The sequence below is a fragment of the Nitrospirota bacterium genome (assembly GCA_016214855.1).
Taxonomy (GTDB): domain Bacteria; phylum Nitrospirota; class Thermodesulfovibrionia; order Thermodesulfovibrionales; family UBA6898; genus UBA6898.
The window spans coordinates 144,208-157,215 of the sequence record JACRMT010000013.1 but is presented as its reverse complement, the minus strand read 5'-3'; the positions used below and the strand labels follow the sequence as shown (position 1 = coordinate 157,215).

Sequence of the window (13,008 nt, the reverse complement as noted above, 5' to 3'; positions counted from 1 at the left end):
TGAGTGGCGTATTGCTGAAAACGGTTACTGTTTTTTCTTCTTGAAATCTACGTTGATCACTTTTTTATCTGCAGAGGTCTTTTTCTCCGGAGCTTTCATTTTTGCCTGTGGTTCTCTTGTATCTTCTCCCTCTTTAGACAAGGCAGAGAACTGGGCATTAAGCTCGGGTGAGAATATAGTAGTGATGCTTTCCTGCGGAATGAAACATTTTTCAGGCGTTGTGCCGAAAGCAAGGGTTGTTGTAATGCCGAGATCATCCCAGGTGAAGTTCATCTTCTGATTGAAGACGAGGACAAGACCTTTTTCCCTCTCCTCGGGCAGGAAACCCCTCTTGCCGATGACAACATCCTTGCCGTATCTTACTGCGATGAATACCCGCCCAACGATATTCAGCATGTCGTAGAAGACCTGCTTTTTCAGTTCGTCGAGAGTCTCTGCCATGCTCAGCTTGACTCCTCATCCAGGCTTCCGGCCTCTTCCCGAAACTTTCTGAGAACTTCTTCTGCAGCGTCTTTATCGATCGACCGCACCATGACCTTTACTTCGCCCATCTTGCCGACATTTACCGGATAGGGACTTACTTTTGCAGATCTGAGCGCAACCGTGATGTCACCGCTTTCGAGCAGATCCTTAATCATCTCTGCCTCAAGCTGGTCATAGGTCACGAGCAGTGTTGTCCAATCTTCTGACATGCATTAGGATAAAGAATGAGGATAAATAAGTCAAAATACATCTTCGTTTGGCAATGAGGGTCTGAAAAAGGGTAAAATAACAACATGAAAAAAGAGAAAAAAGTACCCTTTGTCGAGATTTTTTCTGATGGCGCGTGCAGCGGAAATCCCGGCGTGGGTGGCTTTGGAGCGATTCTGCGCTCTGATGCAAAAGAGAAGGAGCTTTCAGATGCAGAAGGCATGACCACGAACAACAGGATGGAGCTTATGGGTGTAATAACGGCCCTTGAGGCGCTAAAAGTCCCCTGCAGGGTGAAGATAACCACAGATTCAAGCTACGTGGTGAAGGGCATGACCGAGTGGATCAACGATTGGATAAAAAAAGGATGGAAGAATTCCCAGAAGAAAGACGTTATGAACAGGGACCTGTGGGAGAGACTCCTCAAGGCTGCTGAGCCCCACGATATAACATGGTGTTGGGTAAAGGGCCATAATGGCCATGTTGAAAATGAGCGTTGCGACATTCTTGCCCTCCGTGCGATCAAGAGCCATAAGCGGTCTCTGGCAGCAGATAGGTCTCCCGCATGAAAAGGCCTGAGCTTCTCGCGCCTGCCGGTGACTTTGAAAAATTAAAAACTGCTCTTCACTATGGCGCAGATGCCGTCTATCTCGGCGACTCGCGTTTCAGCCTGAGGGGTAAGGCAGGTAACTTCCAGGGAGAAGAGCTTGGTCAGGCGGTGGCTTATGTGCATGAGCAAGGCAAAAAAGCATATGTGACCATGAATATTTTTCCCCACAACAGGGACCTTTGCGACATGGAAGAGCATTTTGATCTCCTCAATGGCGTGAGACCCGACGCGGTCATCCTTTCAGATCCCGGTGTCTTCAGGCTCTGCAGAAATAAGTCTCCGGAGATCGATATCCATATCAGCACCCAGGCGAATATCACGAATGCCGAATCTGCACGTTTCTGGCAGGATCTCGGAGCAAAAAGACTTATCCTCAGCCGGGAGCTTTCTGTTGATGAGATTCAACAGATCCGTGAGAAGGTATCTGTTGAACTTGAGGTCTTTGTCCATGGATCGGTCTGCCTTTCCTATTCAGGGCGGTGTTATATAAGCAGCTTTCTTGCATCGCGCAGTGCAAATACGGGTGAATGCACCAACTCATGCAGGTGGCGTTATACCCTGATGGAAGAAAAGCGGCCTGGCGAGCATTTCCCTGTTTTCGAAGATGACCGGGGAACGTATATCCTGAGCTCAAAAGACCTTTGCATGATAGAACATCTGTCTTTGCTCGCAGATGCGGGCATTGACAGCTTCAAGATCGAGGGCAGGATGAAGGGCATAAATTATGTCTCCGGGGTGACCAAGGTCTACAGGGAGGCGATGGATCAGATCGCTGACGATCATGCATATCAGGTGAATCCCCGCTGGGCCAGAGAACTCGCCATGTTCAGCAGCCGCGGATACACCACAGGCATGTTTTTTGGCAGGCAGCCTGACGAAGCCTATAATTTCGATGGCGAAAGCTATCGCATGAGCCATGAGTTCGTCGGCATCATTCTTGAAAAGAAGGGAACACTTGCAAAGGTTGGCCTGAGAAACAGACTTGACCGGGGGGATTCTGTTGAATACCTTTCTCCCGGCATTGAAGAGAAGCTTTTCCCTGTCGAAACAATGGAAGATGAAGAGAGGAAGGAGCTTGTATCTGCACGGAATGAGGATATAATATTCATGAAAGTTCCTGAAGAGGCGAGGGAACAGGATCTGATACGGAGGCAGAAGGATTTCAGGTCTGCACAGAAGGGTGAACCTATGTCTGTACGGGGCGGCTAATATGGAAAAAATACGCTTAAAAAAAGATTTTGTTGATGAAAGCAGTGTAATGACAAGATGTCCTGTCTGCGATAACTATGTGCACGAGCAGGAGAGCTTTGTATGCCCGCGGTGTAAAAAGAGCAATCTCTGCAGAAGGCACCGTGTGCCCGGCAGAAAGGAATGCGCGAGCTGTGTCTTTGATCTGAAGAAAAAGGAACTTAATGCTCTCAGGGGCCAGGAAGGGAGTATCCAGCAGTTCCTTAAATTTCTGCAGTTCATTTTTCTCTTCTGTGCGGTTATCTTCATTGCGCTGAAATCAGGTCTGTCTGAATTTGTAGAGATCCTGCAGCATTCCCTGCTTCCAACCTACGTTATGTACTTCAGCATTATCCCTATTGCCGGTTATGTTCTCTTCTTTATAATCCTGTATAATCAGCGGGGAAAGATTTCTGATATGGAGCAACAGATCAAGAAACTTGAGTTCAGGAGATGACCGGGGAGTCTGCGCCTGCATCTGTCATCGAGTCGGTCGGCGAACCTGTTCAGGAAGAAGAGGCAGACCGATTATTACAGAGGAACCATATAATGAAATGACCAAAGAGGGGGAATCAATATGACGGATAAAGAGAATCCTTTTGACAGGAAAGAAGATAAAGACAGGGACCTGTTCACCGATGAATCTGATATCTTTGGAGAGGAACTGAATAAGTCCGGGGATAGGGGCAAAGCTCAACAGGAGGAATACGAAGAAGATAGTTTTCCTGAAGATGACGTTGATCGCTCCTATGAAGAGGAAAAGCCGGCAAGTCCGGTCAGACGAATACTTCTGATTGCAGCTTCTATTGTAGTGGGGATCGGGCTTGGTGTCGGAGGATATTTCTTTTTTACTGCCGGCAGCAAGCAAGCTCCTGCTGAAAAACAGATCGTCAAGACCCTCCCTGAGCCTGCATTGGTTCCTGCGCCGGTACCAGCTGCGATACCTTCAGAAAAACCAAATGTGATCCCGGAGATACCGGTCAGGACTGAGCCGCTAAAAACTGAAACAGCACAGGCAAAGGACGCGAAACCTCAGGAGTCCCTTCCAAAACCGGAGGCCAGGAAAGAACCAGTTCAAAAGCCTGAGGCTGAGAAATCTAAAAAAACAGCAGCTTCTGCAGCAGCCGTAAAACCGGAAGAGAAGAAGTTGTTATCGCCGAAACCGGCTGTTAATAAAGAGGATCTTGCTGCTCCAAAAGGAAAGGGGGCTTATTATGTACAGGCCGGTCTTTTTGAAAATGAAAAGAATGCCAAAGCGGTCGCCCAAAAGATCAGGCAGAAAGGCTTCACGCCGGTGATCAGGAAGGTGGCAGATGCCCAGAACAGGACTCTGTACCGGGTGACCGTTGGAAGTTATAGCAGTCACAAGAAGGCGGTTGAGGGCTCAGATGCTCTTGGCAAGCAGGGTGTGAAGGCCATTGTCCGCAAACAGTAGTAAGTGCGCTTGAATATATTCTTTTCCGGCATCGCTGGCAGCGGCGTATCAGCTATTGCCGGTTTTATGGCGGATAGGGGTCATGTGGTTATCGGCTCTGATCGTCTTTTCGATAGTTGCCCTGATCACCCTGTCAAAAAGAGATTGGAAGCAAACCATATCAGGATAGTTACGCAGGATGGTAAAGGTTTTGATCGCACCTTGGACTTTGCGGTCTTTAGCACTGCGGTTGAACGGTCGAATCCTGATTATCTGATGGCGCAGGAGATTGGCCTATTAATAAAAACCAGGCCGGAATACCTCGCTGAGATCGTGTCGGAATACAAAACAATCGCGATTGCCGGAACGAGTGGAAAGTCCACAACCTCCGGCATGCTCGCCTTCCTTATGCATCGCCTCGGCATGCAGCCGAACTTTATCGGCGGGGGCAGAGTGAAGCAGTTCAGGACAGAGAAGAATCCCGGGAATTATCTGGCAAGTAATTCTGAGCAGCTCGTTATCGAAGCCTGTGAGTCTGACGGCAGTATTGTAAACTACCTGCCGGAACATACTGTTCTCCTGAATCTTGATCTTGACCATCATGCTATTGCAGAGACCGGCGTGATGTTCGAAATACTTTCTGACAATACCTCAGGCATCGTTCTCCTGAATGCAGATGACTGGAATCTTAAACTCTGCAAGATCAGAAACGCTGTCACTTTTTCAATAGATAAAGCCTCTGACTATCAGGCTGTGGATATCCGGTATCTCCCCTTGAATACGACGTTCAGTGTTTACGGACAGGACTTTATGCTCTCTCTTCCCGGCAGGCATAATCTTTATAATGCCCTTGCCTGTATAGCACTCCTCGCAGAAACCGGCATAGCGCTGAAGGAGATTGCGGCTGTGCTCCCGGATTTCATTGGCATTGAGAGACGTTTCGATATTCATCTCAACAACGGCAGGCATCTTGTTATCGACGACTATGCCCACAATCCTCACAAGATCCAGAGTCTTATGCAGACCATGCAGGGGATCAGCAAAAAAGTCTGCTATATCTTCCAGCCCCATGGGTTCGGACCGACAAGGCTCATGAAGGACGGGTATATACAAGCATTCATTGATCGTCTGCGGGATACGGACCGGCTTATTGTTCTGCCGATCTTTTATGCAGGCGGCACGGCAGCAAAGGATATTTCGAGCGCGGACATTGCGGCTCCCATAAAGGCCTCGGGCATGGATGCACTTGCTGTTATCGATAGGGATACTGTTTTTGACGTTTTTGGTGAATATGACACGTATGTGGTCTTAGGAGCGAGGGATGATTCCCTATCAGATTTTGCGGAAGAGATTTCGAAAAAACTCGGAAAAGGTTAATAGTGCTTCTTCAGTTCTATCAGGACCTGCTTGGCCACGTTCTTGAGGGTCTCGAACACCCCCACTCCGGTGACAGCGCATCCCTCGAAGGAGGGAACATTGCGGGGATTCAGAAGTTTGTTCATATTTTCGACAGGAGCAACATTTGAGAGATCGCGCTTGTTGTGCTGCACCGTGTAAGGAAGCTTGTCCAGCTCATATCCCTGTTCCGCAAGGTTGATCCGCAGGTCTTCAAGACTTTCGATGTTCGCTTCCATCCTCTCGATCTGGCTGTCAGCAACAAAGACAACACCATCAACGCCCTTCAGGATCAGTTTTCTGCTTGCCGCATAAAAGACCTGCCCCGGGACCGTATAGAGATGGAAGCGTACCTTAAAGCCCTTGATATCGCCAAGTGCAAGAGGAAGAAAGTCGAAGAAGAGGGTGCGCTCGGTCTCGGTAGCAAGCGAGATCAGCTTGCCCTTCTGATCAGGGTTCGTCTTCTTATACACATACTGCAGATTTGTGGTCTTGCCGCAAAGGCCTGGACCATAATAGACGATCTTGCAGTTGATCTCTCGGGAAGCGTAGTTTATAAAGGACACTTAATTAGCACACCTACTTGAACAGATTGTCGATATCCTCATCGCTGATCTCAGCAAAAGGAGATTCATCGAGTTTGCCTTCGCTCTTCTCTTTTTCAGCCTTGCTCGTGATATCACCAAAAATTTTCACAAGCGCCTCTGATGATTTTTTGACGCGGAGTCTTACAAGGCCGAGGGATGACCGTTTGTCAAAGATAACAACCAGGATGACCCTCTGGCCGATAAGGGATATATGGATGTTGTCTTTTTCTCCTTCGTGGAAAAGGATCGTAAATTCCTTCTCGCCCAGCAGGCGGGCAATGCCGCCCGTTGCAGCAATGTTACCTGCGGTAAGTGAGGCGAGCGAAGTGGTATCGATCTCACGCGTATCGCCGGCTGACGCGATCAGCTGGCCGTTCTTGTCGACAAGAAATACTACCTTTGCGCTGGCCTGCTGAAACAGCTTTTGAAGTTCCTCATCGATTTTCTGGAACTCCTCTTCATACATTACCAGGTCTGAGCTCATAACACCTTAGAAAATATCATAAAGACGGGCTTTTATCAATCTGTTTTTGCCTCTTTCAGTAATTTTGCCCATTCCTTGTCAACTTCCTCCTGGACACGCTGAAGCAGCCCCTCGTTCTCAGGGGTGAAAAGATGCTTGAATCTTCCCTGCGGTTTCATGAACTCTGCAACCGGGATCTTCTCTTTCGGCGTTACTGTTATCCTGGTCACCCCGTCTTCAATCTCATAGAGCGGCCAGTAGCAGGTGTTGACCGCAAGCCTGCTGAGCTGGATGGCATCGTTTGTCTTTGAGCGCCATCCACGGTTGCAGGGAGCAATGACATTGATGAACTTCGGTCCCTTGATCTCATGCGCCTTCTGCACCTTCTTGAAAAGGTCCTGCCAGTGTGAAGGTGATGCCTGGGCAACATAGGGGATATCGTGTGCTGCCATGATCTTTGTGAGGTTCTTCCTGTTGCGGAGTTTACCCGGTATCACGGAACCAGCAGGGCATGTGGTGGTATCAGCGCCAAGCGGCGTTGCGCTTGAACGCTGTATGCCGGTGTTCATATATGCGCCGTTGTCATAGCAGATGTAGATCATGTCATGGCCGCGCTCCATGGCGCCGGAAAGGCTTTGGAACCCGATATCATACGTGCCGCCGTCGCCGCCGAATGCGATGAACTTGACCTCCTGGTCAAACTTGCCCTGCTTCTTAAGGGAGCGGTACATCGTCTCTACTCCTGAGAGTGTGGCTGCTGCATTCTCAAAGGCCGTATGGATCCAGGGCACGTTCCATGCAGTGAACTCGGATATGCAGGATGAAACCTCAAGGCATCCGGTTGCGTTCGAGACAATAACAGGATACTCGGTCGCCATCATGGCGATCTTTACAACAACAGGAGCGCCGCACCCCGAGCACATTCTGTGGCCGTGGGTGAAACGGTCCTCTTTTTTTGAAAGCTCTTTTAACGTAAGTGGTGTAGCCATGTTATTCCCTCACTCCTATGTATTCTTTGAGCACGTTCACTTTGCCGCTCTTTGCGATCTCATTGAGCTCTGTAAGCACCTGAGCAGCATGGGAAGGCAGATAGTCCCTTCCGCCAAGGCCGTAGATCTTGTTCATGAGCAGCGGCTTCTTTTCGAGCGGGTAGAGCGCTGAGGCCACTTCCATAAAGAGCGGACCGTAGCTGCCGTATGAGTCTGCCCTGTCCATGACGCAGACTGCCTTTGCATTCTTGAGCGCATCTGCGATCTCGGCGAAAGGGAAAGGCCTGAAGAGTCTCGGCTTGAGCAGTCCGGCCTTGATGCCTTTTTCCCGGAACTGATCGATCACGTCCTTTGTTGTTCCTGCTGCAGAGTTCAGGATCACGATCGCTACGTCAGCGTCTTCGAGCCGGTAGCTCTCAAATATGCCGTATTTCCTGCCGCTCATCTTCTCGAAGTCCTTTGCGACATCGAGCACAACGTCTTTTACCTTGGTCATGATCTCATGTTGCGCACGCTTGTATTCGTGATAGAGGTCGGTGAGGATAAGAGGACCATAGCTCTTCGGTTTCGCAAGATCCAGAAGCGGCAGGAAGTTCCGGAAAGGCCCGACAAAATCTTTTACCTGTTTGTCCTCAAGATATTCCAGCCTTTCTATCGAATGGCTGATGATAAATCCGTCAAGACAGACCATGATCGGCAGCCTGATATCCATATGCTCTGCGATCCTGAAGGCCTGGATGGTATTGTCATAGGCCTCCTGACCATTTTCAGACCAGAGCTGTATCCAGCCTGTGTCGCGTGCTCCCATGGCATCAGAGTGATCGCCATGAATGTTCAGAGGCGCTGAAAGAGCGCGGTTTACAACAGGCATGACGATCGGCAGCCGGTCCCCTGACGCGATATGGAGCATCTCCCACATAAGCGCGAGGCCCTGGGAAGATGTTGCTGTTATGACTCTGCCGCCTGCTGCGGCAGCGCCGATACAGGCTGACATGGAACTGTGCTCACTCTCGACCAGGATTGATTCAGTGTCAACCTTGCCGTCAGCTATGAACGATGCAAACCTCTGCATCATGTCTGTCTGGGGCGTAATGGGATAGATGCCGCAGACATCAGGATTCACCTGACGCAGCGCATTTGCACAGGCCTCATTTCCGGTAACTGCTACCACCTTTGCCATCTACTTGCCCTCCTCTACCATTTCAATGGCCTTCTGGCCTTTTTTGCCAGGGCACTCCAGGGCGCAGATGCCGCATCCCTTGCAGTAATCATAGTCAAATTCTCCCCTTTTCCCGTCCTTGACCTTAATGGACATGTCAGGGCAGTAGATCCAGCAGAAGAGGCACTGTATGCAGTTCTCTTCCTTCCATATAGGTCTGTAGGCCCTCCAGGAGCCTGTCTTGAACTTGGCCGCGCTGCCACCCTCAAGTACAACTGACCCGGGCGGCAGTTCTCTCCATCCTTTTGCTTTCATCCTTCTTTTACCTCCTGATATCCCCTTGTGGTTGCCTCAAGGTTTCCATCTATGATCTTCTGGGAGAATTTCTTGCCAAAACTTTTCCTGACGTCATCAAGAAGATGCTCAAGCGGCACCAGGCCTGTTACTTTGCATACTGTCCCGAGCATCGGAGAATTCGGCATGGCCCTGCCAAAACAGTCAATGGCGATCTTTGTGGCGTCGACAGTTACTACGCGCTGCTTCGGGCCTGCATTAAGTTTGGCCCTGATATCCTTGGGATCCTTTGTGGTGTTGATGACAAAGATCGTGTTTTCCTTTGCGCCTTCTGTAATATTGATGCTGTCAAGAAGCGTCGCATCGACAACAGCTACAACATCAGGCTCAAGCACAGGACAGTGCATCCTCAGTTCCGTTGAAGCTATGCGATTGTATGCCCTCAGGGGAGCTCCTGCACGTTCAGGTCCGTATTCGGGAAAGGCCTGCACATGCCTTCCGCCGCTCAGGCAGGCGTCTGCCAGCACCTTTGCTGCTGTTACTGTGCCCTGGCCGCCTCTTCCATGCCATCTTATCTCAACTGTTTCAGCCATAGTTTCCTCCGCTCAATGAAATGAATTTAGATTTTATAGCATTTGGTTTTGAATTTTCAATATATTTAAGTATTGCAATAACTTATAGCTGTATTTGACCTTATCCGGTGAGCTGTTTTATAGTTATGATCGCTATGGCACAGAGTATGACAGGGTTCGGAAGCGCAGAGAAAGCCGGGTGCAGGGTTGAGATTCGATCCCTGAACCAGCGTTTCCTGGATATCTATATCAAGGCGCCGTCATTTCTGAACCAGCATGAGATGACATTCAGAAACATCCTCCGGAGCCGTTTTAACCGCGGGAAATTCGACGTATCGATATCGATCAACGGCGAGGCTGCTGCTGATCTTAAGGTAAATAATGTGGCGGCCGGCAGAATATTCAATGCACTGAGTGCCATTCAGGAGGAGTTCCGGATGCCCGGTACGCTGGACATAAACAGCATGGCATATTTTCATGACAAGTTCATGGAGACGGACGTTTCCTTTGATATAGAGGAAGTGCAGCGGATTTTTGATGAGGCCGTTGACAGCCTGCAGGTCATGAGAGGCAGGGAAGGTCAGTTGCTTGCCGAGGAACTCCTCAGGCTCGTTGATTCCCTCGAAGCGATGAACAGGGAGATGAAGTCTCTGATCGCAAAGGCAATGCCTGAAGCCGGTGCGAGGCTGCAGGATAAACTGAAGGTGCTGCTCGGGAACAATGAAATGGATCCGGTGAGGATGCAGCAGGAGATCGCGATCCTTGCAAGCAAGGTCGATATTGCGGAAGAGACGGCGAGGCTGGATTGCCATATTCAGCAGTTCAGGGAGCTGCTCGGCAGTGACATCGCCGGTAGAAAGCTCGATTTCCTGGTTCAGGAACTGAACCGTGAGGTCAATACGATGTCGTCAAAGTCTGCTGATTACGGTATTTCGCGGCTTGCAGTTGACATGAAGACAGAGATAGAGCGGATCCGGGAGCAGGTGCAGAACTTACAGTGAGAAGCAGGTGCAGGCTGAGGCTAAGGTTGGGATCCGATTCTTGCCTTAGCCTTGACCTTAGCCTTGACCTTAGTCTTGAAATGAGGGGTTTGTATGAAAAAAAATGATATCAGTCCGGTTCTGGTCAATATCGGGTTTGGAAATGTCGTTGCGTCGGCCAAAGTGGTGTCGATCGTAACCCCGGGCTCTGCTCCCATGAAGCGTATCCGCGAAGAGGCGAAGAAAGCCGGCAAACTCGTTGATGCTACACAGGGAAGGCGTACACGATCGATCATTATCACGGAGAGCAACCATATTATCCTTTCTGCTCTTCAGGCCGAGACGATTACACAGAGATTCCTCGAAGGCAGGGGCGGCAGTGGCGATGAAGAAGAGTAAGGGGAGCCTGTTCATCGTGTCGGCGCCTTCCGGGGCCGGAAAGACAACGATCTGCAAGAAGATCATGGCAGCCATGGATACCGTGAAGACCTCTGTCTCCTATACCACACGATTGCCGCGACAGGGAGAGGTTGACAACGAGGACTATTCGTTCGTCAGTGAAAAAAAGTTCAGGGGAATGATCCGCAAGGGCGAGTTTGTGGAGTGGGCAGAGGTGCATGGCAACCTGTACGGTACATCGCGGAAGCGGCTCGAAAAGATCATCAATGACGGCTTTGACGTTATTCTTGATATTGACACCCAGGGTGCTGAACAGATCAGGAAGACCTATGGCAACGGTGTCTTTATTTTTATTCTCCCTCCCTCCATGACCGAACTGCGTGACCGTCTTGAAAAGAGAATGAGCAATACCAAAGAGGACATGGAGAGAAGATTGAGACGGGCCAGTGAGGAAATTCGGGCATATAAGATGTATGATTATGTTATAGTAAACGACCGGCTGAAGAGCTCTCTCCGCAAGTTCGAGTCTATCATCGTGGCAGAGAGCCAGCGGAGCTCAAAAAAAGATTCAGCGTGGATCGAGAAAAATATCATCAGGAGGTAAACATTCATGGACATTATTTCCCTGCCGGCGGAGATTGATCATAAGAAGATCGATGGCAAATTCAGGCTTGTAAGCATTGCCACCCAGAGGGCGAAGGAACTTTCCCTCGGAGCAAAGCCGAGAATCATAACAAAATCGAAAAAGGTTACCACGATTGCGATCGAAGAAGCAGTACAGGACAAACTTGAATTCATCACCGGTGAAGAGGCAAGGATAGCCATGGAAAAGGCAGGAAAGCTTGATTACCGGAAGCTTCTTGAAGAGAGCAGGAAGATTGCCGCAGGCGAGGATCTGACCGAGCTTGAAAAGGACCTGAAGGTCTACCTCCACGAGAAGGAGAAGGGGACCGGGGGCTTTGACAAAATGGCCTTTGACGAACTTTTCGGCGGCAAAAAGGAAAAGGAACCAGCAGCTGACGAACCTGAAGAATAGATCAGTCCTTCTCGGCGTATCCGGCGGTGTTGCAGCGTACAAGGCTGCAGAGCTTGCCCGGAGACTTAAGGATAAAGGCGCCTCGGTCACGGTTATGATGACCGGGGCAGCCCAGCAGTTTATAACCCCTCTTTCTCTGCAGGTCGCATCACAGAACACCGTTTATACTTCGCTGTTTCAGGAACCCCTTACGCATATCTCTCTCCCTGCTGCAGCGGATATCATGGTTATCGCTCCGGCTACGGCAAATATCATTGCCAAGTTTGCGAATGGCATAGCTGACGACATCCTCTCGACCGCGTTTCTTGCCTTTCGCGGTCCTGTGATCATTGCGCCCTCCATGAACGTGAAGATGTATGAACACCCCGTTGTTCAGGAAAACCTCAGGAAACTGCGTTCACTCGGCATTATCCAGACAGGTCCTGACTGCGGACCTCTTGCCTGCGGAGAGGAAGGAACCGGAAGGCTTGCAGAGGTGCAGGAGATTATCGATGCAGTCATTGCTGCGTTAACTCCGCAGGACCTGGCCGGGCAGAAGATCGTTGTGACCGCAGGGCCGACACGCGAGTATCTTGATCCTGTCAGATTTATTTCGAACCGGTCTTCAGGGAAGATGGGTTTCAGCCTTGCAAAGGCCGCCAGAAATCGCGGCGCGTCGGTTGTGCTGATCAGCGGCCCCACATCCCTCGATAGCCCGCAGGGTGTAATCTTCAGAGGGGTTGAAACTTCGGATGAGATGTTGTCTGCAGTCAGGGAAGAAACGGATAAAGGCGTTTCTGCCCTGATCATGGCAGCTGCCGTAGCAGACTTCAGGCCAGCTAAACAGTCAAAGGTGAAGGTAGAGAAAAAGGAGCTGTCATCTCTTTCATTAACCCCGACAGAGGACATTGTGAGCCGTATTGCACAAGGGAAAAAGAGGCCTTTTATCATCGGGTTTGCCGCCGAGACCGGCAGAAGGATCGACCGGGCCAGGGATAAGATGAAGAGAAAGAAGATGGACATGATCGTCTTCAATGATGTTACTGAAAAAGGGGCAGGGTTTGAAACTGAAACGAACAGGGTGAGCATTATCGATAAGAACAGTTTAACGCAGACCGAACTCATGAGCAAAGACGATATTGCCGATGCCATACTGGACCGCTATCTTGCTATCAAAACTTGACTTTATCTCCATTTTTTGCTAAAAAATTGGC

18 protein-coding genes are annotated in these 13,008 nt (G+C 49.8%); 10 read left to right on the top strand and 8 right to left on the bottom strand.

All coding sequences use genetic code 11. The features are described 5' to 3' along the window. Nucleotides 1–24: 24 nt before the first annotated feature. Nucleotides 25–441, bottom strand: a complete 417-nt coding sequence (locus HZB62_12460) for a hypothetical protein (GenBank protein ID MBI5075964.1) — start codon at nucleotides 439–441, stop codon at nucleotides 25–27. Nucleotides 442–443: 2 nt separating this feature from the next. Further along, on the bottom strand, nucleotides 444–692 hold the full coding sequence (locus HZB62_12455; GenBank protein MBI5075963.1) for a DUF2007 domain-containing protein: 249 nt from the start codon (nucleotides 690–692) through the stop codon (nucleotides 444–446). An 84-nt stretch (nucleotides 693–776) separates the two neighbouring features. Here HZB62_12455 and rnhA point away from each other — a divergent pair, with 84 nt between their 5' ends. The 5 genes from rnhA (at nucleotide 777) to HZB62_12430 (ending at nucleotide 5,318) form a co-directional block, all read left to right on the top strand. After that, a complete protein-coding gene (gene rnhA / locus HZB62_12450; protein MBI5075962.1) occupies nucleotides 777–1,259 on the top strand; it encodes a ribonuclease HI in 483 nt (160 codons plus the stop codon). After that, entirely contained in the window at nucleotides 1,256–2,509 is a 1,254-nt protein-coding gene (locus HZB62_12445; GenBank protein ID MBI5075961.1) for a U32 family peptidase, read from the top strand. Before rnhA ends, HZB62_12445 begins: the two co-directional genes overlap by 4 nt. Before the next feature lies 1 nt (nucleotide 2,510). Next, entirely contained in the window at nucleotides 2,511–2,984 is a 474-nt protein-coding gene (locus HZB62_12440) for a hypothetical protein (GenBank protein ID MBI5075960.1), read from the top strand. A gap of 120 nt (nucleotides 2,985–3,104) precedes the next feature. Next, entirely contained in the window at nucleotides 3,105–3,962 is an 858-nt protein-coding gene (locus tag HZB62_12435) for an SPOR domain-containing protein (GenBank protein MBI5075959.1), read from the top strand. A 9-nt stretch (nucleotides 3,963–3,971) separates the two neighbouring features. Next, entirely contained in the window at nucleotides 3,972–5,318 is a 1,347-nt protein-coding gene (locus HZB62_12430) for a hypothetical protein (protein MBI5075958.1), read from the top strand. Here HZB62_12430 and HZB62_12425 read toward each other — a convergent pair. The 6 genes from HZB62_12425 to HZB62_12400 are packed head-to-tail and all read right to left on the bottom strand — an operon-like array spanning nucleotide 5,315 to nucleotide 9,421. Beyond that, nucleotides 5,315–5,902, bottom strand: coding sequence for a GTPase domain-containing protein (locus tag HZB62_12425; GenBank protein ID MBI5075957.1), 588 nt, complete (start codon nucleotides 5,900–5,902; stop codon nucleotides 5,315–5,317). The genes HZB62_12430 and HZB62_12425 overlap by 4 nt on opposite strands. A 13-nt stretch (nucleotides 5,903–5,915) precedes the next feature. Beyond that, nucleotides 5,916–6,407 carry a roadblock/LC7 domain-containing protein gene (locus tag HZB62_12420; GenBank protein ID MBI5075956.1) on the bottom strand — a complete coding sequence of 164 codons (492 nt, stop codon included), beginning with the start codon at nucleotides 6,405–6,407 and terminating at the stop codon, nucleotides 5,916–5,918. A 35-nt stretch (nucleotides 6,408–6,442) separates the two neighbouring features. Next, a complete protein-coding gene (locus HZB62_12415; protein ID MBI5075955.1) occupies nucleotides 6,443–7,375 on the bottom strand; it encodes a pyruvate ferredoxin oxidoreductase in 933 nt (310 codons plus the stop codon). 1 nt (nucleotide 7,376) lies between these two features. Continuing rightward, the gene (gene porA / locus HZB62_12410; protein ID MBI5075954.1) at nucleotides 7,377–8,555 is read right to left on the bottom strand and encodes a pyruvate ferredoxin oxidoreductase; all 1,179 of its coding nucleotides are present in this window, start codon (nucleotides 8,553–8,555) and stop codon (nucleotides 7,377–7,379) included. Next, the gene (locus HZB62_12405; protein ID MBI5075953.1) at nucleotides 8,556–8,849 is read right to left on the bottom strand and encodes a 4Fe-4S binding protein; all 294 of its coding nucleotides are present in this window, start codon (nucleotides 8,847–8,849) and stop codon (nucleotides 8,556–8,558) included. Beyond that, the gene (locus tag HZB62_12400) at nucleotides 8,846–9,421 is read right to left on the bottom strand and encodes a 2-oxoacid:acceptor oxidoreductase family protein (GenBank protein ID MBI5075952.1); all 576 of its coding nucleotides are present in this window, start codon (nucleotides 9,419–9,421) and stop codon (nucleotides 8,846–8,848) included. The genes HZB62_12405 and HZB62_12400 overlap by 4 nt, the downstream gene beginning before the upstream one ends. A 134-nt stretch (nucleotides 9,422–9,555) precedes the next feature. On the opposite strand from HZB62_12400, the gene HZB62_12395 reads away from it, so the two are divergent. The 5 genes from HZB62_12395 to coaBC all read left to right on the top strand — a co-directional run bounded on the left by HZB62_12395 (nucleotide 9,556) and on the right by coaBC (nucleotide 12,977). Beyond that, nucleotides 9,556–10,401, top strand: coding sequence for a YicC family protein (locus HZB62_12395; GenBank protein ID MBI5075951.1), 846 nt, complete (start codon nucleotides 9,556–9,558; stop codon nucleotides 10,399–10,401). Between the two features lie 93 nt (nucleotides 10,402–10,494). Continuing rightward, a complete protein-coding gene (locus HZB62_12390; protein MBI5075950.1) occupies nucleotides 10,495–10,779 on the top strand; it encodes a DUF370 domain-containing protein in 285 nt (94 codons plus the stop codon). Next, entirely contained in the window at nucleotides 10,766–11,383 is a 618-nt protein-coding gene (gene gmk, locus HZB62_12385; GenBank protein ID MBI5075949.1) for a guanylate kinase, read from the top strand. The genes HZB62_12390 and gmk overlap by 14 nt, the downstream gene beginning before the upstream one ends. Before the next feature lie 6 nt (nucleotides 11,384–11,389). Next, complete coding sequence (gene rpoZ, locus HZB62_12380) at nucleotides 11,390–11,815, top strand: DNA-directed RNA polymerase subunit omega (protein MBI5075948.1); 426 nt, start codon at nucleotides 11,390–11,392, stop codon at nucleotides 11,813–11,815. Next, nucleotides 11,796–12,977 (top strand): bifunctional phosphopantothenoylcysteine decarboxylase/phosphopantothenate--cysteine ligase CoaBC, encoded by a 1,182-nt coding sequence (coaBC, locus tag HZB62_12375; GenBank protein MBI5075947.1) that lies wholly within the window; start codon nucleotides 11,796–11,798, stop codon nucleotides 12,975–12,977. The genes rpoZ and coaBC overlap by 20 nt, the downstream gene beginning before the upstream one ends. Nucleotides 12,978–13,008: the final 31 nt, after the last annotated feature.

What these genes read in the sequence shown, in the direction of transcription:
- HZB62_12435 (MBI5075959.1), top strand. Translation starts at nt 3,105, where the DNA reads ATGACGGATAAAGAGAATCCTTTTGACAGGAAAGAAGATAAAGACAGG.
- rpoZ (MBI5075948.1), top strand. Translation starts at nt 11,390, where the DNA reads ATGGACATTATTTCCCTGCCGGCGGAGATTGATCATAAGAAGATCGAT.
- HZB62_12460 (MBI5075964.1), bottom strand. Translation starts at nt 441, where the DNA reads ATGGCAGAGACTCTCGACGAACTGAAAAAGCAGGTCTTCTACGACATG.
- gmk (MBI5075949.1), top strand. Translation starts at nt 10,766, where the DNA reads ATGAAGAAGAGTAAGGGGAGCCTGTTCATCGTGTCGGCGCCTTCCGGG.
- HZB62_12390 (MBI5075950.1), top strand. Translation starts at nt 10,495, where the DNA reads ATGAAAAAAAATGATATCAGTCCGGTTCTGGTCAATATCGGGTTTGGA.
- HZB62_12395 (MBI5075951.1), top strand. Translation starts at nt 9,556, where the DNA reads ATGGCACAGAGTATGACAGGGTTCGGAAGCGCAGAGAAAGCCGGGTGC.
- HZB62_12405 (MBI5075953.1), bottom strand. Translation starts at nt 8,849, where the DNA reads ATGAAAGCAAAAGGATGGAGAGAACTGCCGCCCGGGTCAGTTGTACTT.
- HZB62_12420 (MBI5075956.1), bottom strand. Translation starts at nt 6,407, where the DNA reads ATGAGCTCAGACCTGGTAATGTATGAAGAGGAGTTCCAGAAAATCGAT.
- HZB62_12455 (MBI5075963.1), bottom strand. Translation starts at nt 692, where the DNA reads ATGTCAGAAGATTGGACAACACTGCTCGTGACCTATGACCAGCTTGAG.
- HZB62_12400 (MBI5075952.1), bottom strand. Translation starts at nt 9,421, where the DNA reads ATGGCTGAAACAGTTGAGATAAGATGGCATGGAAGAGGCGGCCAGGGC.
- HZB62_12415 (MBI5075955.1), bottom strand. Translation starts at nt 7,375, where the DNA reads ATGGCTACACCACTTACGTTAAAAGAGCTTTCAAAAAAAGAGGACCGT.
- HZB62_12445 (MBI5075961.1), top strand. Translation starts at nt 1,256, where the DNA reads ATGAAAAGGCCTGAGCTTCTCGCGCCTGCCGGTGACTTTGAAAAATTA.
- HZB62_12440 (MBI5075960.1), top strand. Translation starts at nt 2,511, where the DNA reads ATGGAAAAAATACGCTTAAAAAAAGATTTTGTTGATGAAAGCAGTGTA.
- porA (MBI5075954.1), bottom strand. Translation starts at nt 8,555, where the DNA reads ATGGCAAAGGTGGTAGCAGTTACCGGAAATGAGGCCTGTGCAAATGCG.
- rnhA (MBI5075962.1), top strand. Translation starts at nt 777, where the DNA reads ATGAAAAAAGAGAAAAAAGTACCCTTTGTCGAGATTTTTTCTGATGGC.